This is a genomic window from Microbacterium terregens (assembly GCF_039534975.1).
Classification (GTDB): domain Bacteria; phylum Actinomycetota; class Actinomycetes; order Actinomycetales; family Microbacteriaceae; genus Microbacterium; species Microbacterium terregens.
The window spans coordinates 2,081,825-2,103,288 of record NZ_BAAAWH010000001.1 but is presented as its reverse complement, the minus strand read 5'-3'; the positions used below and the strand labels follow the sequence as shown (position 1 = coordinate 2,103,288).

General features: G+C 67.6%; 18 protein-coding genes and 1 tRNA gene. 10 read left to right on the top strand and 9 right to left on the bottom strand.

Annotated features, from left to right (window positions below):
- Positions 1-95: 95 nt before the first annotated feature.
- The 5 genes from ABD655_RS09615 to ABD655_RS09595 all read right to left on the bottom strand — a co-directional run bounded on the left by ABD655_RS09615 (position 96) and on the right by ABD655_RS09595 (position 6,454).
- Positions 96-1,388 carry a vanadium-dependent haloperoxidase gene (locus tag ABD655_RS09615; RefSeq protein WP_344713522.1) on the bottom strand — a complete coding sequence of 431 codons (1,293 nt, stop codon included), beginning with the start codon at positions 1,386-1,388 and terminating at the stop codon, positions 96-98.
- Positions 1,389-1,514: 126 nt separating this feature from the next.
- Positions 1,515-2,075: a DUF1990 domain-containing protein gene (locus ABD655_RS09610; RefSeq protein WP_344713519.1), complete on the bottom strand. Its 561-nt coding sequence runs from the start codon at positions 2,073-2,075 to the stop codon at positions 1,515-1,517.
- Positions 2,076-2,206: 131 nt separating this feature from the next.
- Complete coding sequence (locus tag ABD655_RS09605; RefSeq protein WP_344713517.1) at positions 2,207-2,722, bottom strand: adenosine-specific kinase; 516 nt, start codon at positions 2,720-2,722, stop codon at positions 2,207-2,209.
- Positions 2,723-3,655: 933 nt separating this feature from the next.
- Positions 3,656-4,207, bottom strand: coding sequence for an OsmC family protein (locus ABD655_RS09600; RefSeq protein WP_344713516.1), 552 nt, complete (start codon positions 4,205-4,207; stop codon positions 3,656-3,658).
- A gap of 1,782 nt (positions 4,208-5,989) precedes the next feature.
- Positions 5,990-6,454 (bottom strand): hypothetical protein, encoded by a 465-nt coding sequence (locus tag ABD655_RS09595; protein WP_344713513.1) that lies wholly within the window; start codon positions 6,452-6,454, stop codon positions 5,990-5,992.
- Positions 6,455-6,700: 246 nt separating this feature from the next.
- Between ABD655_RS09595 and ABD655_RS16965 the strand changes: the two genes are divergently transcribed.
- Positions 6,701-7,351 carry a GntR family transcriptional regulator gene (locus ABD655_RS16965; RefSeq protein WP_378721502.1) on the top strand — a complete coding sequence of 217 codons (651 nt, stop codon included), beginning with the start codon at positions 6,701-6,703 and terminating at the stop codon, positions 7,349-7,351.
- Between the two features lie 48 nt (positions 7,352-7,399).
- On the opposite strand, the gene ABD655_RS09590 is transcribed toward ABD655_RS16965, so the two are convergent.
- The gene (locus tag ABD655_RS09590; protein WP_344713510.1) at positions 7,400-8,296 is read right to left on the bottom strand and encodes an SDR family oxidoreductase; all 897 of its coding nucleotides are present in this window, start codon (positions 8,294-8,296) and stop codon (positions 7,400-7,402) included.
- Positions 8,297-8,680: 384 nt separating this feature from the next.
- On the opposite strand from ABD655_RS09590, the gene ABD655_RS09585 reads away from it, so the two are divergent.
- The 7 genes from ABD655_RS09585 (at position 8,681) to ABD655_RS09555 (ending at position 14,866) form a co-directional block, all read left to right on the top strand.
- Entirely contained in the window at positions 8,681-8,980 is a 300-nt protein-coding gene (locus ABD655_RS09585) for a hypothetical protein (protein ID WP_344713508.1), read from the top strand.
- Positions 8,981-9,186: 206 nt separating this feature from the next.
- On the top strand, positions 9,187-9,663 hold the full coding sequence (locus tag ABD655_RS09580) for a DNA alkylation repair protein (protein ID WP_344713506.1): 477 nt from the start codon (positions 9,187-9,189) through the stop codon (positions 9,661-9,663).
- 339 nt (positions 9,664-10,002) lie between these two features.
- A tRNA-Ala gene (locus tag ABD655_RS09575) sits at positions 10,003-10,078 on the top strand.
- Positions 10,079-10,220: 142 nt separating this feature from the next.
- A complete protein-coding gene (locus ABD655_RS09570) occupies positions 10,221-10,697 on the top strand; it encodes a VOC family protein (protein ID WP_344713504.1) in 477 nt (158 codons plus the stop codon).
- The gene (locus ABD655_RS09565) at positions 10,694-11,854 is read left to right on the top strand and encodes a PQQ-dependent sugar dehydrogenase (RefSeq protein ID WP_344713503.1); all 1,161 of its coding nucleotides are present in this window, start codon (positions 10,694-10,696) and stop codon (positions 11,852-11,854) included. Before ABD655_RS09570 ends, ABD655_RS09565 begins: the two co-directional genes overlap by 4 nt.
- 74 nt (positions 11,855-11,928) lie before the next feature.
- Positions 11,929-13,608 carry an acyl-CoA dehydrogenase family protein gene (locus ABD655_RS09560; RefSeq protein WP_344713501.1) on the top strand — a complete coding sequence of 560 codons (1,680 nt, stop codon included), beginning with the start codon at positions 11,929-11,931 and terminating at the stop codon, positions 13,606-13,608.
- Between the two features lie 46 nt (positions 13,609-13,654).
- Positions 13,655-14,866 (top strand): glycoside hydrolase family 3 N-terminal domain-containing protein, encoded by a 1,212-nt coding sequence (locus ABD655_RS09555; RefSeq protein WP_344713499.1) that lies wholly within the window; start codon positions 13,655-13,657, stop codon positions 14,864-14,866.
- Positions 14,867-14,931: 65 nt separating this feature from the next.
- Here the strand turns inward: ABD655_RS09555 and ABD655_RS09550 are convergent, their stop codons facing one another.
- Genes ABD655_RS09550 through ABD655_RS09540 form a run of 3 tightly spaced genes read right to left on the bottom strand, consistent with a single transcriptional unit; the run spans position 14,932 to position 17,427 of the window.
- Complete coding sequence (locus tag ABD655_RS09550; RefSeq protein WP_344713497.1) at positions 14,932-15,645, bottom strand: SOS response-associated peptidase; 714 nt, start codon at positions 15,643-15,645, stop codon at positions 14,932-14,934.
- Positions 15,646-15,686: 41 nt separating this feature from the next.
- Entirely contained in the window at positions 15,687-16,724 is a 1,038-nt protein-coding gene (locus ABD655_RS09545) for an App1 family protein phosphatidate phosphatase (protein WP_344713495.1), read from the bottom strand.
- Positions 16,725-16,728: 4 nt separating this feature from the next.
- Entirely contained in the window at positions 16,729-17,427 is a 699-nt protein-coding gene (locus ABD655_RS09540) for a DedA family protein (protein ID WP_344713493.1), read from the bottom strand.
- Positions 17,428-17,470: 43 nt separating this feature from the next.
- Between ABD655_RS09540 and pabB the strand changes: the two genes are divergently transcribed.
- Both pabB and leuS read left to right on the top strand, forming a co-directional pair.
- Positions 17,471-18,781 (top strand): aminodeoxychorismate synthase component I, encoded by a 1,311-nt coding sequence (gene pabB, locus ABD655_RS09535; RefSeq protein WP_344713491.1) that lies wholly within the window; start codon positions 17,471-17,473, stop codon positions 18,779-18,781.
- A gap of 71 nt (positions 18,782-18,852) precedes the next feature.
- Positions 18,853-21,441, top strand: a complete 2,589-nt coding sequence (leuS, locus tag ABD655_RS09530; protein WP_344713489.1) for a leucine--tRNA ligase — start codon at positions 18,853-18,855, stop codon at positions 21,439-21,441.
- Positions 21,442-21,464: the final 23 nt, after the last annotated feature.

The window sequence follows — 21,464 nt, the reverse complement described above, 5'->3', positions numbered from 1 at the left end:
ACATCCGTCAAGACAGTTGACTTCGCCGACCCGGCGCACTCTCGACGGCACCGGGTCGGGCCGCGCATCTCGCACCTCGGGCGCGAACCCAGGGTCTAGCGGTGCGATTGGTGGAAGTGGTGGGCGAGCACCCAGAACGTCACCCGCATGCTGATGGCGACGCCGTCCTCAACGGCAGAGCGGAAGTGGATGCCGCCCCAGATGCGGGCGTTGCCGACCTCGTACGTCAGGTCACCGGGCCGCGCGAACGTGCGATCGCCGAGCCCGGTCAGGCTGGGGATCGTGAAGTCGATTCGCGAGCCGGGCAGGAATCTCGCGATCACCCATCCCGCGGAAGGGGTGATGCACGAGTGTGCGCTCGGATACTCCGGGTGGTTCGGCGTCGCAGGCAGGAGCGTCGACCACGACGGATCGCCTGCCGTCCTGGCATTGCCGTCGGTGTCGCCGGCTGGGATAGCCGTGATCGGTCGCCAGAACGTGTAGTGGTACTTGGCGTCGAAGCAGGCGATCAGCGCGTCCGCGTAGGTCACCGAGATCATCGCCATGAAGCGTGCCGCACCGACGACGTCGAGCTGGTGGTCGAGCACGAACTTGCGGAACGAACCGCGCGCCTGCTGGACAGGTGGTTCCGCCCAGAACTTGGTCGCCAGGGTCTGGTCGGCGGTTCGCGTCGTACTGGTGCTCGAGCCGATCTCCTTGACCTCGTTGTAGTCGCGCGCCCATTCGCGGCTGCGGAGGTCGGGTGGACCGCCCGGTCGGAATTGGTCGGCCGAGGCGAGCGCGAACGGCTTCATGAGACCGAGGTACGGGCCGACCGGTGGCGTCGGCGCTGTCGGCAGCCACGCCCCCGGTACGGGCGGGTTGGGGGGCGTGTACGTCACCGGAGCCCGGAAGCCGTCGTCCGCGCGCAGGGCGATCAGTTCGCTCGCGACCTCGGCACCGATCGCCACGCCGTCGCTCTCCGCCGTCCCGTCCGGGATCGCGGCGAGGGCCGCGGTGTATGCCGGCTCGACGATCGAAACAGACTGATCCGGGAGGTAGTGGTTGAGAACGCCTCGCGCCGCCGCCGCAACCGCCGCCTCCGCCGAGGCTCCGTCGGGCGCATCGGCATCCACGAGGAAAGGCTTGTACCCGCCTTCGACTGCCATCACCGAGTCGTAGACAGCGATGGCCACGTACGCGAAGATCGTGTGCCCTTCGGCTGGCGACAATGCGGCGGCCGTGAACGCCTGTGTGCCGACGGCATCCCAGTTCGCGACCGATGCATCCGGTGGGCCCGTCTCGCCGTGCCCCTGGCCACCGGTGGCCGGACCCGCCAGCCCGACCACCGAAATCGTCACGAGCACGGGCGCGAGCAGCCAGGCCATCCGCGAAGTCGTAGATCTCATGTCATCCCCCTGCGTCGGCGGGCTGATGCCCGTTGCTGAGATGACCGTTCTGCCACTCGTCGATATCAGCGCGTTATCAACGCCGTTTCCGCGACGGAGCGCCGGCTCTCGGTGCGCAGCGACTCCTTAGCGAAGAGCGCGAAGGTAGCGGCGCCGGGCGATGACCTGGGCGATGCGGAGGAGCGGGTACAGTGCACGCCACGGCTGCTCGTTGCCCGGCGCTGTCAGTGATCGAACGGTGACGAACACGTCGTCGCCGTCGCGGTGCACGATGAACGCTTCCTCGCCGGTCACGGGATGCCCCGGGAGCGTTCGATACGAGAAACCCACTCGCGTATCGTTCTCGACGACGGTTGCGACTCGAACGGGTTCGCGGATCGTCACGCCGGCCATCCGGGCCGTGATCGTCAGTTCGGAGCCCGGCGTAACCTTGCGCGCGTCGTCCACAGTGAACCCGCTGCGCGCCTTCACCGCCCAGCGCAGAACGTCTTGTGTCGCGCGCTCCCACACCTGATCGCCCTGGCCGATCGGCGCAGTCGCTTCGGATCGTCGGAAGCGGGTCGACCCAACGGCGGGCCATGTCGCCAGGTCTGGCGCGGTGCCTGGGTTCGCGTCGAGCGAGGCGGGCGGGTGCTGGTTGCGGTCCTGGATCAGTCGACGCAGATAGGGAACGGGACAACGACCCATCGAACAACTCCTCCACCGGCAGCCGCGCGCGAGTCACGAGAGAGAACGAGCCCGCCGACTCTTGATCCTGTCAGGTCCCCGACCAGCCATTCGCAGGCCGGTCCTTCACCGCTTGTCGGTCCGACCCTCGTTCAGAGCTTGTAGCCGATTGCGCGCAACAGGTCCTTGCGGTCGGCGACATCCTGCTCGGTCTCGACGCCGACGGGCGGCTCGCCGTCGATGACGCCTGCCACGCCGCGGCCGGCGTCGGTGACGGCGACGAGGATCTGCACCGAATTCGCTGTGGCGCAGAAGATCGAACACACCTCCGGCACCGCTTTCACCTGGTTGAGCACGTTCACCGGGAACCCGTCACGCAACATGATCACAAAGGAGTGCCCGGCGCCGACGGACATCGCGGCCGCGACAGCGAGGTCCACCAGCGAGTCATCGTTGCCGGTGCGCCTGACCAGCCGTGCACCGGAAGCCTCACAGAACGCGACTCCGAACTTCAGCGTGCCGCCGACCCCGGCCAGCGCCTCGTGGAGGTCTTCGACCGTTTTGATGAAATGAGACTGACCGACGATGACATTCACGTCGTCGGGCTTCTCAAGTGGGACGACCTCGATCTCGACAGTCACGGTGACCTCCTTCGACGCCGTCAGCATAGACCCGCACCAGAGCCGGCGTGCCGCCGTCGAGCAGCCCCCCTCTGCCACCTTCATCCAAGACACTCAGTGCCGAGCGAGAGCCGCACACCCGCACGACGGTCCGCAACCGATCGAGGCTCCAGGCGTCAGTGGCTGCCCTCGGTGGTGCCCGAACTTTCCCCATGCCGGTTCTCTCCGATTCGGCGTGCATCGGTCGGCTGTGGACTCGACTCAGCGAGCGCTTGGGACAGCGTGTCTCCGGCAAGCGGAGATCCGGTGACGGAGTCGAGAACGCGGAGGTTGCCGGGCGGGAGATGGCCGCGATGGACAGCGTCCACTACGATCTCGCGGACGGTTTCTCGCTTGGCGGGAGAGAGCAAGTCGATCATGCGATCGACCTCTGCCAACAGGCCTCGCTCCATTGAACCTCCCGGCCTTACGGGTCCTGCGGATAGTGAGCGCTGACGAAGTCAACGGCAAAGGGTCGCCCCGCGGGGAGCGACATCTCATCTGAAGGACCGCGTGAATCGGCCCGTTGAACGCGCATTCGTCAGCATAGGACCTGCCGCTTCCCGCGTTGCAAGCGGGCCGGGAGTCGGCTGACCGAAGTGTGCAAATGTTCCCCAAACTGGAAGAAGGAACCCGGCACCTCTGCCAGCCTCGCTACGAGGAGGGGTGCTTTTGGCGCCGGCCTTGAGGGCGTGCGCTTCGGAAGTGACCAAGGCAAGTCGGAGCGGGTCGGTGTCGGTCGCGAACGTCCGGCCGCGCTCGCTCAGTCCGCGGAGGAGACCCCGGGTCCAGCAGCCGGTGGTCTCCGCGGCCGACCGCCATTCTGAAATCTCCCGACGTCCGTCACCCGAGACCGGTGGCGACCACGCCTATCCGCACCATGAACTCCTCGACGCGCAGCCTCTTAGTCCGAGCGGCCGATCCCTCAGGCACCGCAGCCGTTCAGACCTTCCGAACCGAGGTCGTGACCGCTGTCGGGTTTGTGAACAGGTCCAGCACCGGGCAGTGGGCGTCCACAACCTGGCGAAGCTCTTCGTACCGCGCCGCAGACTCGGGCCCACTGAGGTCGATGTGCAGCCGTATGGCGTTGAACCCGGGGCGGACCGATGGGTCCTTGCCGAACAGCCGCGCCGCGTCGAGGTCTCCTTCGGCCCGCACAACGATCTCGTCGAACGGGATGCCCAGCGCATTCGAGTAGAGGCGGAAGACAACGACTTGACAGGCGATCAGCGCACCGAGCGCATACTCGACCGGGCTTGCGGCGACGTCATCGCCCGCCAGCGCCGCCGGCTCGTCGATCCAGAACTCGTGTCCGCCCGCCCGCACCCGCGTGGCCACGGATCCCTCTCCGGCACCGGAGACGCGATATGTCAGGTGTGCCGCGGACCGGTCGGCGTCGATGCGGTCGCTCCACTCGCGCGCTGCTGCTTCGAGCCGATCGTCCCGCTCGGTAGTGGTGATGTCGGACAGGGTGAAGGTGTCAGCGATAGTCATGTCGCGACGTTAACGGGATGCCGCAACCCGCGGGTTCCACGCTGACGCGCAACGACACCGGCGCACACATCCGGTAACAATCAGCGCTATTCGGCGCAACGGGCTTATGTAATGAAAACCATTCCCGTTGCGAGCAGGTCGTTTCTCACGGGAACGGGGATCGCGGACGCCGTGATGAGGTACCGTCTCCAGCTCGCCTTTGCAGAGACGATGGATGTCGCAAACATTCCCTTCCTAAGTTCCGACGGTTCCATCAACCGCGCTCAGATCTGCATCGGCTGTCGCACCGATAAATTCGTCACTTAGGACGACGGCGATGCGGAAGATCTTCTCGATTTGGATAGCATTTTCACGCTCGTCGACAGCGCCCGCGAGTTGGCGAGACCTTTGGCCGACCCCGTCAACCTCCGCGGCTCGGGAATTGATCGAGCGGGACCGGTGACTTCGGTGAGCCGGTCAGCAGCGGAATGAATCGCGATTTGCCGACAATCGGCCGTTGAGTGTTTAGCGACTGTGTTATGCGTTTAGCGACCGAGTTATGCTCTGAGGGTGACCTCCCGCCCGAGCAAAAACCCGACCGGACCCGCGCCTTACGAGCAAACGTCGTGAAGCGTCGGCGTATTTGGCTTATTTCTTCGATAGGGCTTGTCCTCTTGGTCTTGTCGGGAACGGTCGTTGGGATCAACTATTCGAAACCTCAAGCCGAATTCCCCGCGACTGCTGGCGGGAAGACCGAGAAGGATGACGTTCAAACGCTCAAAGAGCCGGAGATCGTTCCCCCTTCTCCGACGCCATCACGAACTGCCAGCATCCCCTCTGCGACGCCACCGCCGATAGCCGTCATTCCCGAAGAGCCGAGGAACGGCAATTCGCTGCCGCCCGCCGGGCGACCGGGCACCGGGAACCCCGATGCTGAAAGTCAACTGCCCAGACCGAGCCCGGTGCCCGGGATACCCGGACCGAGCCCGGAGCCCGGAATACCCGGACGCGACGGGCCAGGGAAAGATGGGTCGGGTCCAGACCTGGGCGACTCCGCCCCGCCTTTGCCCCCGACCTGGAGCGTCACCGGTGTCTCGGCCTACTACTTCGTCTTCCCCAATGTCCAATTTGGTCCGTACGCACTCTCATTCGTCGGCTCTCTCACCCGAAACGACGGTCAGCCCATCAGTGAACCGGGTTCGGTGCTGATCCAAACCGATGCGGGAGACTCGATCACAGGGGCCTACACCCCCGTCGGTCTTTACGTCCCATCTGCGTTCTCCGCCTCGATCCATAAGCTTCGTGCACCGAACGGTGCCAAGACGTTCACGGTCACAATCGAAGGGGAAATGCACGGGCCCTTCCCGATCTCGCAGTCGCGGGTCTGAATGGCGTTGCCGGGTACTGCACAAGGGGCGCGCGACGCTTCATCAGGGTCGCGGACGATACGCGCGAACCTATATGTGGAATCGTCGGATACGTCGGCCTGCGGTCCAGCCACGACATCCTTCTCGCGGGCCGAACTACGCACCCGCCTCGCTTGACACGCAGGCATGGAAGCGTCCTCTCCCGGCAGATTCGCCTGCGACAGATAGGCCGCAGCTCGCCGCAGGACCTCGTGCTCCTGCTCGAGCAGCCGGATGCGCTGCGCGCCTCTCGCAGCTCGGCGCCCTCGATCCGGCTCGAGCCGGGCTTTGCGCCTTCGTCAATGTCAACGCGACGCATCCACTTTCAACGAGCGACATGCCTTGCTCGCGGGATCCTCCTGAGGTCGTGCCGTAGGTATGAGGGACTCGCGCGGAATTATGGTGCAAGTCCCCATCGGCCGGCTTGCGCCGCCGGATTCGCGACCGCTCGAGCTCGAATGGCTGCCCACTCTTCCTGCGCTTCTTGAGCTCGCTTCTGAAACGCCCCCTCGGCATCCGGATTGATAGCTGGTTGGTCACTTCGCAGCTCAGCTACCACGCCGTTTTCGAACGACCTGTACTCCACGCCAAAAGACGAGCCGATCTCGACCGCTACTCGCCGCGCCAACTCCAGTCCGTCTCTATTGAAGCTGTGCAGCGCATCGAGCGAGCGCCACCTGAAGTCATCAGTGAGCTCTGAATAGTACTGGGCATCCCACGATCGCAGCCCATCAACCAGATCGGTGGTGAGTCGAGAGTCCTCGTAGAGGACCGGGTCCGGGAACCATATGACCGACTCCGCGTAGTCGTGAAACACTCGGACAATGCGCGTCGCGTACTTGTAGGGTCCGGCGTCCGACATGAGCCGACACTAGCCGACCCTCAATTCCATGGGGTGGCTAGTCGTGCCCTCAATTTTGATCCTTGCCCGGACAATGCTCGCGCCATCGTCGACAGTTGCCTCGCGAAGGGCCGCGGTGCGGGCATTGAAGGACGCACGCGGTTCTCGAGCGAGTGTGATTGATATTCACCGGGGCGAATAGAGTCGCGGGATGGAAGACATGGGGGATACGTTCCTGGACGTGTTGTTCGGCAGGACTCCCGGGCAGTGATCCCTACCGCTACCGACGCCTGGACTCGCCGGCAGGACAAGGCCCGCTGGATACGCGACGCTCTGCGTGTGTCGTTGGTCGATGGGGTGTGGAATGAGGACGTCCCATTCCCCGACGACTCGACGCTTATGCGTGAATTCGCCGCCGGCCGCAACGTCATTCGCGAGGCAGTGCGATTGCTCGTTAGCGAAGGCCTGCTCGAGCGTCGGCCCGGCGCGGGTACGAGACCTGTGGGTCGACAGTTCGTGCACGACGCGAACACCTTCCGGACCTCGGGCAAGAATAGGCGGGACTCCCGTGCAACACAGACCTTGCTCAGTTGGACTAAGGGCGGCGCACCGTCCCCTCTTGCGAGGGCTCTTCGTGTCCCGGTCGGTTCGCCGATCATTACACTTGAGCAGCTCGACACCGACGGGGGCCCGATTGTGATGTGGTCGACTGTTGTGGGCGACCGCCCTGGCTTGCGGCCGCCGAGTCAGGTCGGCGAGCCGAGTCGACCCCGCAGAGCCGCGCATCCTGGATCGACGTGCTGGAGGGACCCAAGTCTCTCAAGCCGCCGGCAGATGCTCTCCGAATACCCCGACTGGATCAACATCGGGTCCCTGTGGGGCGCGGCCAAGACGGTTCGGCCCTACCGACCGGGCTGACTGCACGGGAAGCACGCCCTCGTCGGCGCGCTTCGATCCACCGCGGGCTCAGGGAGTCGGCGTGCCCCCATTCACATTGAGCGTCTCGCCGATCACGTAGCTCGATTCCGCTGACGCGAGGAACACGTACGCCGGGGCGAGTTCGGCAGGCTGGCCGGCGCGACCGAGCGGCGTCTGTTGTCCGAACTCAGCGATCTTCTCCTGCGGCTGTCCGTCGCTCACCTGCAGCGGTGTCCAGATCGGCCCGGGTGCGACGGCATTGACGCGGATTCCCTTCGGCGCCAGCTGCTGCGCAAGCGCCTTCGTGAATGCGTTGATCGTCGCCTTCGTCGAGGCATAGTCCACGAGGATCTCCGACGGCTTATATGCCTGCACGGAGGTCGTGTTGATGATGGTCGACCCGGCGGACAGATGGGGGAGCGCGGCCTTCGTGACCCAGAACATCGCGTACACGTTCGTCTTGAACGTGTCGTCGAACTGCTCGTCGTCAAGGCTCGCGAGATCCTCGTTGTAGACCTGCTTCCCACCGTTGTTGACCAAGATGTCCAGGCCGCCCAGACCATCCACCGCCCTCTCGACCAGGTCACGGCAGTAGTCCGCGTCTCGAAGATCTCCCGGCAGCTTTAGCGCCTTCGCTCCGGCATCCTCCAGGATCTGCGCGATCCGCTGCGCGTCCACCTCCTCGGCTGGCAGGTACGACATCGCCACGTCCGCACCCTCGCGAGCGAAAGCGATCGCCGTCGCAGCGCCGATTCCCGAGTCCGCCCCTGTGATCAGCGCCTTGCGCCCGCTCAAGCGACCTGTGCCACGGTAGGTCTCCTCGCCGAGGTCCGCCTTGGGCTCGAGCTCCGCGTCGAGGCCGGGCTCAGGCTGATGCTGCTTCTTGGGCTCGAGGCCCGAGTACAGCTCGGCAGGGTTGGTGAAGGTGTACTGGTCGCGCGACATGTCCTGATCTCCCGTCTCTTGTCACGATCCAGGATGCCGCGCTGTCCGGGACGGGTCGCGGGGATTGACGAGATCGCGGGTCTCCGCTAACTGATCACGTCTACACGACACCGATCACACCCGCGGTACGACGCCGCGACCACACCACTATTCGCAACCGGACACGGACGCTGCGCCGAGCCCCGCCAACGGGGCGCCGACCCCTGGGTAGTGCCCTGCCACTCCCGCATCGAGGGTGATAACTCGCCGTGCACCTGCTGTCAATGCCCGTGCGGACCCGAGTCCTGCGCGGAAGACTCTGTCGGCGAAGGATGGCTCAGAAGCGCTACCCTCCGACGGGCTGCGGGGGTCATCGATCTGTACGACGAGCAAGCCTGAGAGGAGATGGGTGAGGTGATCGCTGGGCTCGAACACGGCCATCTTGAGGCGATTCCTGTGGGGGAGAACTCGTGGCGAGTGAGCGACGCGAGCGTCCCGGAAGATGACCCTCTGCACGTGGTGGCCTTCGTCGAAGCACGCGACGATGACGTTGATGTCATCTGGCTCCGCGGCGCGATATCGGTGCCGGGTAGATTCCCAGACCTGGATAGTGCGCTCGACGCGATCGACGATGTTTCGACCACGGGCCAAACTCGCGGCGACCACCTGGCGCGGCACGCAACAGACCCCGACCGCGTCTCATGACCGTGATCTGGTCCGGCTGCTGCCACACCCAGGCGGATCCCCGGCGTCGCACGAGGACAGGACTGTCGCGCCGTTGAGAGGCTGCTTCGGAGGTTGAAACACCGCGCTTCAGCCACACACGCAATGGAGCCGCATTCACGCGGTGCCCGATCCTCCATCGCATGTGGCGGGATGCTCGTTCCCGCGTGGGGGCGGAAGATAGAGCTGTGGAGTCCTCCGCCGCCGCCTTCATCGACCGCACGCTGCGGGCCGAGGCGTCGGAGTGGCGCACCTGGGCGGACGGTGACGCATCGGCGGGCGGCCTGCGCGTGTACGGCACATCGGTCGGCGCGGTCCGCGGTACCGTCCGCGACGCGCTTCGGCGCCATCGAGACCTCCACCACGACGAGATCACCGCACTCGCATCGGAGCTGTGGGCGGCGCCCGTCTTCGAGCGTCGCTTTGCGGCGATCGTGCTGTTGCAGGGGCAGGTCGACGCGCTCACCGGCAAGGACCTCACCCGCATCGAGGGGTTTCTCCGGGATGCCCGCTTGCCCAGTCTCATCGAGCCACTCACCCTCGACGTGGTACGACCCCTGCTCGCCCGCCTGACAGGCACAGAAGCCGATCGCGCCCGACGCATCGTCACCCGCTGGACCACAGCGGAGGCCGAGGGGCTGCGGGTAGCCGCCGCCCTGCTGTGACGGTGCGGCGTCCCGCGACCTCCGCGCAACGCCCGTTCAGCGACCTGACCAACGTGTGGGTCCGCCCAGTCGGGGACCCACACCATGGTGACGTCCCCTGGGCTGGTGCAGTCTCCCGGCTCGGGTGTCACGTCGTGGACGTGGTGAGCCATCGTGCGATAGCCCGTGGTGGAGGTGCACTTGAGATGTAGTCATTTAGTCGACAGTTCAGATACGTCGAGATCGCGTTAGGAGCGTCAAGAAGCCTCGAAGCCCCGTCGCGTATGCTGGTCCGCACCACCACCGGAGTGAAGCCGAAGGGCGAGTTTCCGGGGTTTTTGGGACATGCCTGAGCGTTTCGGGCCTGTGGCGCAGCTGGTAGCGCACCTGCATGGCATGCAGGGGGTCAGGGGTTCGAGTCCCCTCAGGTCCACCAAGGCAGAAACCCTCGCTGAGCGGGGGTTTTCTGCGTATCTGCGCGGGACGTCGGGCCCGGGACGCGAAGCGACCTGCCCCGGCCTCGGCCCTTGACCGCACACGCCTCGCGCGGGAGCCTGGAACGATCCGAGGAGGCCCCAATGAGCGACGTGATCCCATTCCTCTGGTTCGACGACGACGCCGAGTCAGCGATCCAGTTCTACACCGCGCTGATCCCCGATTCCGAGGTCGTGTCGATCGGAAGGTACCCGGACGAGGTTCCGGGCATGGGTGGCAAGGTGATGCACGCGCACTTCCGCCTTGCGGGCCGGGATTACTACGCGATGGATGCCGGCCCGCAGTTCCCCTTCACCGAAGCCGTCTCGCTCTTCGTCTCCTGCGCAGATCAAGCGGAGGTCGATCGGTACTGGTACGCACTGACGGCCGACGGAGGGCAGGAGCAGCCGTGTGCGTGGCTGAATGATCGGTGGGGCTTGTCGTGGCAGATCGTGCCCGATCGGCTGGTCGAGCTCATTCGCGACCCTGACCCGGATCGCTCCCATCGCGCGGTGCAGGCGATGCTCGGGATGACCCGGATCGACATCGCCGCGCTCGAGGCGGCCGCAGACGGGCCGTGAGACGCTCCCGCCGCTCCCTGATCCTCGCGTGCCTGCTCACCGCTGCGATCACGGCATCCGGTTGCGCGCCCTCCGTGCCGCAGGAGGCGGTGTCCACTCGCGCTGCCTCGCCGACCGCGACGCCCTCGCCGACGGCGGTGTCGACTCCGGCTGCGCAGGCCCGCTGGCGGCCGGCCGGGGCCCCGACGACTCTGGCCACCGGCCTGGTCGCCCCCTGGTCGATCGTCGCCCTCGACACCGGCGGAGTGCTCATCTCAGAGCGCGACAGCGGCACGGTCCGTGAGCTCACCCCCGGTGGTGAACTGCGCACGGCAGGGGTGGTCCCCGGAGTGGTCTCGGGTGGAGAGTCCGGCCTGCACGGACTGGCGTCGTGGCGGGACCAGGCGTCGGGAGAACGCTGGCTCTACGCGTATCACGGTGCGGCGGATGACAATCGCGTGGTGCGGATGCCGCTGCTCGGCGACGCCGGTGCACTGAGTCTCGGCGACGCACAGACCGTGTTCGCGGGAATCAGACGCGCGAACACGCACAACGGGGGCCGCATCGCCTTCGGACCGGACGGACTGCTGTACGTCAGCACGGGCGACGCCCAGAACCAGGATGCCGCGCAGGATCCCGACGCGCTCGGTGGGAAGATCCTGCGACTGACGCCCGAGGGTGCGCCCGCGCCGGGCAATCCGTTCGGCAACGCGGTGTGGACGCTCGGTCACCGTAACGTCCAGGGTCTGGCGTGGACGGCGGACGGGGAGATGTGGGCCAGCGAGTTCGGGCAGAACGCGTGGGACGAGCTCAACCACATCGTCGCGGGCGCGAACTACGGCTGGCCGGTCGTGGAGGGCGAGGCCGGCGACGCCCGGTTCACCGATCCCGTCGTCGCATGGACGACGAGTGAGGCCAGCCCGAGCGGGATCGCGGCCGTCGGGGACACCGTGTTCGTCGCGGGTCTGCGTGGTGAACGCCTGTGGGTGGTGGACATCACGCCGTCGCATGCGGCCGATCCGCCGACCGTGGGGTTGGAGGGGCAGGGCCGCCTGCGCGATGTCATCGCCGCACCCGACGGCAGCCTGTGGCTCCTGACGAACAACACCGACGGTCGGGGGACGCCGCGCGCCGACGACGACGTGCTGATCAGCCTGCCGCTCGCCCCGGCACCCTGACGGATGACCGGGGCGGACGACCGATACGGTGAGACCGGCAGGCGTCGTGGTGGCGACCTGGGATTGGAGAAACCGTGACCTCTGTCGCCCGCGGGCAGCGCGTGATCGGCGCCGCGACGCACTACGTCGAGAATCAGCCGCCGGTGCGCACGGATGTGAACGAGTACGCCGTGAACGCTCCCTTGGTCGAGGGGGTCGCCGCGTTCGGCGCAGCGTGGGCGCACGAGTCGCTGCGCGAGGCCGGCGGTCTGGTCGGGTCCCCGTCCTTCCAGCGTGATGCGACCCTCGCCAATGTGCACACGCCGGTGGCTCATGCTCACGACCGGTGGGGGTTCCGGCTCGACGAGGTGGAGTACGACCCGTCGTACCACCGGGTGATCTCCGAAGCAGTCGCCCGCGGGGCGCACACGTCGGCGTGGGCCGATCCGAAACCGGGCGCCGACGTGGCGCGGGCGGCCATGTTCATGCTGTTCGCGCAAGTGGAACCGGGCCACGCCTGCCCGGTGTCGATGACGCACGCCGCGGTGGCCTCGATAAAGGAGTCGCCGTGGGTCGCCGATGCGTGGCTGCCGCGGCTGTACTCCCGCGACTACGAGCCTCGTCTGCTTCCCAACGACGAGAAGAGCAGTGCGCTGATCGGCATGGCGATGACCGAGAAGCAGGGCGGCTCGGACGTCCGGGCGGGAAGCACCGTGGGCGAGGCGATGGGTGGACATGCGTACCAGCTCACCGGGCACAAGTGGTTCTGTTCCGCCCCGATGTCCGACGGGTTCCTGGTGCTCGCGCAGACGCGGCGCGGCAACGTCGAAGAGGGGTTGAGCTGTCTCTTCGTGCCACGCCTGCTGCAGCGCGGAATGCGCAACGTGTTCCGCATCCAGCGCCTCAAGGACAAGCTCGGCAACCGATCCAACGCGTCAGCCGAGGTGGAGTTCGACGGGACGATCGGGATGGTCCTGGGCGAGCCGGGGCGCGGCATCCACACGATCATCGAGATGGTGCAGCGGACGCGGCTGGACTGCGTGCTGGGCACTGCCGCGGGAATGCGTCAGGCGGTCGCGGAGGCGACCTGGCATGCGCGCGGGCGCTCGGCCTTCGGCAAGCTCTTGGTCGATCAGGCCGCGATGACCTCGGTGCTCGCCGATCTCGCCCTCGAATCAGAGGCCGCCATGCTGACGGGCCTGCGGCTGGCGCAGGCGTTCAGCGCGGACGCATCCGACGCCGATGTCGCGTTGCGTCGCCTCGCGACACCCGTGTCGAAGTACTGGGTGACCAAGCGCGGGCCGCACCACGCGTACGAGGCGCTGGAGTGCCTCGGTGGGAACGGATACTCGGAGAGCTTCCCGCTCGCGCGCCGCTACCGGGAACAACCGGTGATGGCGATCTGGGAGGGCTCCGGCAACGTGATCGCCCTGGACGTGCTGCGCGCGTTGACCCGCGATCCGGAGTCGGCGGCCGCGTTCGCCGCCGAGCTGGACACGACAGCGGGCGCCTCTGCACTCCTCGACGGGCACGTCGCGCGCACCCTGAGCATGATGGACGAGATCGCCGGGGCGGAGATCGACGAAGCTCAGGCCCAGGCGCGTCGGCTCAGCGAGAATCTCGCCCTGGCGCTGCAGGGGTCCCTCATGCTGCGCCACGCGCCCTCGGTGGCTGCCGAAGCGTTCCTCGCCGCGCGCCTGGGGGAGGACCGGGCGGCGCAGTACGGCAACCTTCCGCGAGGGACGGATGCCGCCGCCATCGTCGCGCGGCACTGAACCGGCGGGTCGGCTGCCGTGCAGGGACCGCGCCTAGGCTGACGAGGTGAACTCTGCTCGCAACACCCTCGTCGCGAGCATCATGAGTGCGCTCCTGGTGCTCGGGGCCGCGGCGCCGTCCGCCGGGACGGACCGGCCGGGTGCGGTTCCTTCGCCCGACGCGGGGGAGCAGGGCACGGTCCGCGTTCTCGCCGCGGCGGATTCGACCGCTCAGGCGCGCGACCGGGTGGCAGCGATGTCCACCAGCGAGATGGCGGCGAGCGTCGTGATGGGGCACATTCCCACCTCGGACGCCGCCGTCCTGGCCGACTATATGACGCGGACCCGTATCGGCGGGTTCATCCTGATGGGCGCGAACATTCCCGCCTCCGAGGCCGAGCTGCGTCAGCTGACGGCGGCGCTGACCTCGGACGACGCGCTGCCGCCGCTGATCGCGATCGACCAGGAGGGCGGCGACGTCTCGCGTCTGCCCTGGGATGGCTTCGCCTCGGCGGTCACGCTGAAGGATCAGCCCACCGAGGCGGCGCGGGACGCGTTCGCCGCCCGCGGCGCGCTCCTGCAACGCGCCGGAATCGGGGTCAACTTCGGGGTCGTGGCCGATGTCACGGATGATCGGTCGATGTTCATCTACCGCCGCGCGCTCGGCACCACGCCCGCGTCAGCAGCGGAACACGTGGATGCCGCCGTCGTCGGTGAAAGCGGACAGACGCTCTCCACCCTGAAGCACTTTCCTGGGCACGGTGCGGCGCCGGGCGACTCGCACGCAGGCATCCCGACGTCTACTCGATCCAAAGACGAGTGGATCGCGACCGATCGTGAACCCTTCCGGGCGGGCATCGACGCCGGAGCGACCCTGCTGATGTTCGGCCACCTCGCCTACCCGGCCATCGACCCCGCGCCCGCCACGTTATCGGCAGAGTGGCATCGCATCGCGCGCGAGGAGCTCGGATTCACGGGCGTCGCCATCACGGACGATCTGGGTATGCTGCAGGCCTCCGGGCTCGACGGATACCAGGACCCGGTCGCGAACGCCGTTGCGGCGCTGGCAGCCGGAAACGACATGGTGCTGGCGGTGATGTTCTCGTCGGCGGAGACGGCACCGCGGATCGTCGAGGGAATCGCGGTGGCTGTGGACACCGGCATCCTCTCCCGCGAGCGCCTCGAAGAGGCCGCGCAGCGCGTGACCGCGGCCCGGCTGAGCCTTGCCGCCGCCGGACGGGGCCTCGTACCGTGCGGCGACTGCGCTCCGGCCGAGTGAGTCCTGCCGCGCGCCGGGATCGAGGAGCAACGGGACCGAGGATCTGAGCCGCGGCGCCTGCGGAGCTACTCGGCCAGCGGCTCGATCAGTTCGGGGGAGTTGTTGCGCACGTTGCCCACTGCCTTGGACACCACGTGATCGTCGAGGGTGGTCGCGACCGCGGGCGCGGCGTCGATGGCCGCGTCCAGCACGTCGCGGACGTTCTCGGTGGTGGGATCCAGCCACGCGTCGGCATGGTCGGGGTCGAGGAAGAGCGGCATCCGGTCGTGGATCGACCCGAGGTGACCGATCGCGTCGCGCGTCAGGATCGTGAAGCTCAGCAGCCACCGCTCGGGGTCGTCCTCGGCCAGCTCCGGGTTCTTCCACCACTCGTAGAGTCCGGCCAGGAACAGCGGCGAGTCGTCTGCGGGATGGATGTAGTGCGGGATCTTCACGTCGTCCACGCGCTTCCACTCGTAATAGCCGGATGCCGGGACCACCGCACGACGCTTCTCCAGCGCCTTGCGGAACATCGGCTTGTCCTCCAGCTCCTCCGAGCGGGCGTTGAACGCCCTCGCGCCCACCGATGGGTCCTTGGCCCACGACGGCACCAGCCCCCAGCGGGCCGTCTCCAGGCGACGGGTGGGCGGTTCGGTCTTGGACGAGTCCAGCACGATGGCCACCGATGCCGTGGGCGCGACGTTGTACGACGGCTCAGGCAGGTCTTCGCTCTCCAGATCGACCCGCAGAACGCTCACAAGCTCGGAGGCGACGTTGGCCACGACGAATCGTCCACACATGCCAGTGAGCCTACGCGGGGCCGTCGACACGAGCGCGGAGATCAGCGCTCGAGGACGCCGACCTCTTCGAGCCGTTCGACGAGCCCGGCGCCATCGGACTCGGTCACCCACGGCACGGCGGCAGCCGTATGGTCGTCCACGGCCGTGCGGCCACCGGCCAGCACCGCCTCGGCGGGGGACAGCCGCCGAATGGCCACTGCGGCGACGTTTCCCGGGCTCTCTCCCGCGAAGGTCGTGTAGATCTCGTCGTCGTGCTGACCATCGTCGCCGATCAGCAGCCACTTCATGTCCGGAAACTCCTCGGCCAGACGGCGCAGGTTGGCCAGCTTGTGTGCCTTGCCGCTGCGGAACCACCGGTCATGCGTGGGGCCCCAATCGGTCAGCAGCACCGCTCCCGACGGGAACAGGTGCCTCCGGAGGAACCGGATGAGCGTGGGTGCGACGTTCCACGCGCCCGTGGACAGGTAGATGACCGGTGTCCCCGGCGCGTCGCGGACCAGCCGCTCCATCAGGACCGCCATGCCGGGAACCGGCTGGCGGGCGTGCTCATTGACCACGAAGGAGTTCCATGCCGCCAGGAGCGGTCGGGGCAGGGCGGTGACCATCACGGTGTCGTCCACGTCCGAGACGACGCCCAGGCGCACGCCCGCACCGACGACGAACACCCGGGTCTCGACGGGCTCACCGCCCTCGACCGACATCGTCAGCGTCTGCCAACCCGGTTCCAGCCGAGCCGCGATGACCGTGTCGATGACGCCGCCCCGGTCGGCGACGACCTCGTGCACCGCGTCAGCGACGGTGATCTGCACCTGCGCGAATCCCACCGGGACGGCGGCGAAGCTGCGCCAGCCGCGCACGCTCTCGTACTCGACCTTCGTCGATGACGGCGCCGCCGGGACGATCATGACCCGGCCCAGCACTCGGACCCAGTCGGGTCCGCCGTAGCCGGGGAACGGGGTCACGGTGGGCGTCAGGCCGCGGGCACGCGCCCGTCGCTCCCGCCATGCGTGGAACCGGTACTCGAGCCTGGCGAGCCACAGCACTTTGGGGCGCTCGGGCGTCGTCGAGGAAGGGGGCATCCCTTCAGTCTTTCATGTCATCCAGAGTGCTCATCGTCCCGGCTGCCCTGTCGGTGTGCCCGTCGTCCTCGGAGAGGTGCTTGCGCTCCACCCGTTCGATCACCTTCTTGCTGACGAAGACGAGCACCACGAAGGCGACGATGATCGCGACGAAGATGTAGCCCGCGAAATGGAGCTGGTCGGCCAGTTCGCGGTAGCTGCCCGCGGCCAGAGCGGCCACGGAGACGTAGAGGCTCGCCCAGATCACGCAGGCGGGGATCGTCCACACCAGGAAGCGCCGGTACGAGAAGCCGCTCATCCCGACCGTCAGAGGTACCAGCGAGTGCAGCACGGGAAGGAACCGCGATACGAAGATGGCGGGCCCGCCCCGTTTACGCAGGTACCTCTCCGAGCGCTGCCAGTTCTCCTCGCCGATCCGGCGACCCAGTCGGGAATGACGGATCTTGGGACCGAGGAAGCGGCCGAGCCAGAATCCGATGCTCTCGCCGATCAGTGCGCCGATCACCACCGCTACCGCCAGCAGCACGCCCTCGAGCGGCGATGCCACGGCCGTGCCCGCGATGATCACGACGGTGTCGCCGGGGACGAACAGCCCGACCAGCACACTCGTCTCGAGCATGATCGCAAGGCCCGCCAGCAGCGTGCGCAGCACCGGGTCCACGCTCTGAACGGTGTCGAGCAGCCAGGTGAGGAACTCGTTCACACCTGAAGCCTAGAGCGGTCGCGCAGCCCTCTAGCCTGGGATCATGCCGGAGCCCCTTATCGCCCTACCTCTGCGCGGGTGGCAGGACCCGGCATCCATCCACGCATCCATCGCCGGCGGCACGCGCTCGTCGTTCTGGCTGGATGCGGGGCCGGCAGCCGCGAGCGGCTGGAGCTGGGTGGGCAGCGGCGTCGTGGAAGAGCATCCCCAGCGCGTCCGCGCCGTCTCGTTGACCGACGGCGCGTCCGCGGGCGACTGGGAGGCCGGACGCTTCCGCGGCGGTTGGATCGGGTGGCTCGGCTATGAGGAGGCCGCCGCGCGTGCGGGAGCACCGGTGAGCGCGGCCGACCCCGAGGTGCCCAACGAGCAATGGCTTCGGGTGGAGCGCTTCGTTGCCTTCGACCACGCGAGCCGTCGCATGTGGGCGATCGCCCCGGCCGCGGAGGTGGAGGCGTTCGCCGCCGGGCTGGCCGACGGCTCCTCCGCTCCGGCTGGGAGGGTATCGGCGCCGGTGCCGGTCCGGGCCACCGCCCGGCATGAGCCCGAGGCGTACGCGGCGCTGATCGAGCGCTGTCGCGACGCCATCCGCGAGGGGGACGCGTACCAGCTCTGCCTGACGACGCGGTTCACGATCGAGGCCGCCATCGATCCGTTGACGACATACACGCGGCTGCGGGAGATGACCCCGGCACACCACGGCGGTCTGGTGCGATCGGGCGAGGTCGCGCTCGCCAGCGCGAGCCCGGAGCGGTTCCTGGAAGTCGGGGACGGAATCGTCCGCACGCGACCGATCAAGGGAACCCGCCCGCGCGGCTCGGATCCGACCCAGGATGCCGCCCTGGCGGAGGAGCTCCGCGCCAGCGAGAAGGAACGGGCCGAGAACGTCATGATCGTCGATCTGATGCGCAACGACCTGTCCCGCGTCTGCGAACCCGGCTCGGTCGGGGTCGAGGGACTTCTCGAGGTGGAGTCGTACCCGGCGGTCCACCAACTGGTCAGCACGGTGTCGGGGACGCTGACGCCCGGCGTCACGGTCGGTGACCTGCTGGATGCGACCTTTCCCGCCGGGAGTATGACCGGAGCGCCGAAGCTGTCCGCCATGACGATCCTGCACGACCTGGAGCGCGGCCCCCGCGGCGTGTTCGCCGGCTGCTTCGGATGGATCGGGGACGACGGCGCACTCGATCTGGCGATGGTGATCCGGTCCATCGTCGTGCACCCCCGCGGAGCGTACGTGGGCGCCGGCGGAGGCATCACCTGGCGGTCCGAGGCTGCGGCGGAAGTGGCCGAGGTCGGCGTCAAGGCTCGCGGCCCGCTCGCCGCGATCGGCGCGGACCTGCCCCCCGGCTGGTGACGAGGCGAGGTCCGGTAGCCTAGAAAGCGCGCTCTGCGCGTCCAGCAAACCCCCACGATTGGCATCCCTCCGTGAGTCAGACCCCTCCGCCCGACACCGCCGCGCCTTCCGACGCCGGGTACGATGCCTACGCCGTCCAGCAGAAGTGGCAGGCACGGTGGCGTGAGGCCGACCCGTTCCGCGCCGGCGGGGCCGAGGACACGCGTCCGCGGAAGTATGTGCTGGGCATGTTCCCCTACCCCTCGGGCGATCTGCACATGGGGCACGCCGAGAGCTACGCGTACGTCGACGTCGTGGCGCGGTTCTGGCGTCACCGCGGCTACAACGTGCTCAACCCCATCGGCTGGGACTCGTTCGGACTTCCCGCCGAGAACGCGGCCATTCAGCGCGGCGCCGATCCTCGCGAGTGGACTTACGCGAATATCGAGCAGCACAAGAAGAGCTTCCGCGAATACGGCTCGTCGTACGACTGGAGCCGGATCCTCCACACGAGCGACCCCGACTACTACCACTGGAACCAGTGGCTCTTCCAGCGCCTGTACGAGCGCGGTCTCGCGTATCGCAAGGAGAGCCCGGTCAACTGGTGCCCGAATGACCAGACCGTGCTGGCCAACGAGCAGGTCGTGGACGGCCGTTGCGAGCGCTGCGGGACCGAGGTGGTCAAGAAGAAGCTCACCCAGTGGTACTTCCGCATCACCGAATACGCCGACCGTCTGCTCGACGACCTGAACCAGCTCGAGGGCTTCTGGCCTCAGAAGGTGCTGCGCATGCAGCGCAACTGGATCGGGCGCTCCGTCGGCGCCGACATCGACTTCGAGATCGAGGGACGCGAAGAGACGGTCACCGTCTTCTCCACCCGGCCCGACACGCTGCACGGTGCGACCTTCTTCGTCGTCGCACCCGACTCGGACCTGGCGACGGAACTGGCCGCAGGGGCGTCGACCGAGGTGCGCGTGCGATTCCAGGACTACCTGACCAGCGTCGGCCGTACGTCCGAGATCGAGCGGCAGAGCACCGACCGGCCCAAGACCGGCGTGTTCCTCGAGCGCTACGCCATCAACCCGATCAACGGCGAGCGGCTGCCCATCTGGGCCGCGGACTACGTGCTGGCCGACTATGGACACGGTGCCGTCATGGCCGTACCCGCCCATGACCAGCGCGACCTCGATTTCGCGCGCGCTTTCGATCTGCCTGTGCGGGTGGTCGTGGACACGACCGCACCCGTGACCGGCGCGATCCCGGTCATCGAGCTCGACGAGAACGGCGAGCCCATCGATCCCGGCCCCGACGCGGCATCCCTCATCGAATTGGATCCGGCAATCACCGGCATCGCGCTCACCGGCGAGGGTCGGATGATCAACTCCGGCTCGCTGGACGGGCTGTCCAAGCGCAACGCCATCGCGCGCATCACCGAGCAGCTGACCGCTGCCGGCACGGGCCGCACGTCGAAGTCCTACCGGCTGCGCGACTGGCTCATCTCACGCCAGCGTTTCTGGGGCACCCCGATCCCCATGATCCACACCGAGGACGGACGCACCGTCCCCGTTCCCGAGGACCAGCTGCCGTTGACGCTGCCCGATGCGAAGGGCCTCGACCTCGCACCGCGCGGAACGTCGCCGCTCGGCGCCGCGACGGAGTGGATGACGACGACCGACCCGGAGACCGGGGCGCCGGCCACGCGCGACGCGGACACGATGGACACCTTCGTGGACAGCTCGTGGTACTTCCTGCGGTTCCTGTCCCCGGGCGACCCGAACGAGGCATTCTCGTCGAAGGAAGCCGGCAAGTGGGCGCCCGTCGACTCGTACATCGGCGGTGTCGAGCACGCCATCCTGCACCTGCTCTATGCGCGCTTCATCACCAAGGTGCTCTTCGACATGGGCCTCGTGGACTTCACCGAGCCGTTCACATCGCTGATCAACCAGGGCATGGTGCTGCTCGGTGGATCGAAGATGTCCAAGAGCAAGGGCAACCTGGTCGAATTCTCCTCGAGCATGGTGAACCCCGGCGCCGACGCGGTGCGCGTCGCCGTCGCGTTCGCCGGGCCGGTGGAGGATGACATCAACTGGGAGGACGTCTCGACCACCGGCGCCCAGAAGTTCCTGGCGCGCGCGTGGCGCGTGGCGAAGGACGTGGACAGCAGTCCGGAGGTGGTCTGGGCGGAAGGCGACCCGGCTCTGCGGCGCGTGACGCATCGCCTGCTGGCGGACGCTCCGGGATTGGTCGAGCACACGAAATTCAACGTCGTGGTCGCACGCCTCATGGAACTGGTCAATGCCACCCGCAAGGTGATCGACAGCGGCGCCGGGCCCGCCGACCCCGCCGTCCGCGAGGCGGCGGAGACGACGGCGATGGTCCTGGACCTGTTCGCCCCGCACACCGCCGAGGAGATGTGGGAGATGCTCGGCTACCGGCCGTTCGTTGGTCTGGTCCCGTGGCGCCAACCCGATGCGACGCTGCTGGTCGAGGACACCGTCACCGCCGTCGTCCAGATCGACGGCAAGGTTCGCGCGACACTCGAGGTGTCGGCGCGGATCGATCCGTCCGCGTTGGAGGCGCTCGCTCGCGCCGACGCTCGCGTGCAGCGCGCATTGAACGGTCGCGAGATCACGCGGGCGGTCGTGCGCCCGCCGAAGGTCGTCAGCTTCAGTACCAGCTGATGCTGTTGTGGTCGGCGAAGTCC

Coding starts and splice junctions, on each gene's coding strand:
- ABD655_RS09615 (WP_344713522.1), bottom strand. CDS start 1,388: ATGAGATCTACGACTTCGCGGATGGCCTGGCTGCTCGCGCCCGTGCTC.
- ABD655_RS09610 (WP_344713519.1), bottom strand. CDS start 2,075: ATGGGTCGTTGTCCCGTTCCCTATCTGCGTCGACTGATCCAGGACCGC.
- ABD655_RS09605 (WP_344713517.1), bottom strand. CDS start 2,722: ATGCTGACGGCGTCGAAGGAGGTCACCGTGACTGTCGAGATCGAGGTC.
- ABD655_RS09600 (WP_344713516.1), bottom strand. CDS start 4,207: ATGACTATCGCTGACACCTTCACCCTGTCCGACATCACCACTACCGAG.
- ABD655_RS09595 (WP_344713513.1), bottom strand. CDS start 6,454: ATGTCGGACGCCGGACCCTACAAGTACGCGACGCGCATTGTCCGAGTG.
- ABD655_RS09590 (WP_344713510.1), bottom strand. CDS start 8,296: ATGTCGCGCGACCAGTACACCTTCACCAACCCTGCCGAGCTGTACTCG.
- ABD655_RS09585 (WP_344713508.1), top strand. CDS start 8,681: ATGGGTGAGGTGATCGCTGGGCTCGAACACGGCCATCTTGAGGCGATT.
- ABD655_RS09570 (WP_344713504.1), top strand. CDS start 10,221: ATGAGCGACGTGATCCCATTCCTCTGGTTCGACGACGACGCCGAGTCA.
- ABD655_RS09550 (WP_344713497.1), bottom strand. CDS start 15,645: ATGTGTGGACGATTCGTCGTGGCCAACGTCGCCTCCGAGCTTGTGAGC.
- ABD655_RS09545 (WP_344713495.1), bottom strand. CDS start 16,724: ATGCCCCCTTCCTCGACGACGCCCGAGCGCCCCAAAGTGCTGTGGCTC.
- pabB (WP_344713491.1), top strand. CDS start 17,471: ATGCCGGAGCCCCTTATCGCCCTACCTCTGCGCGGGTGGCAGGACCCG.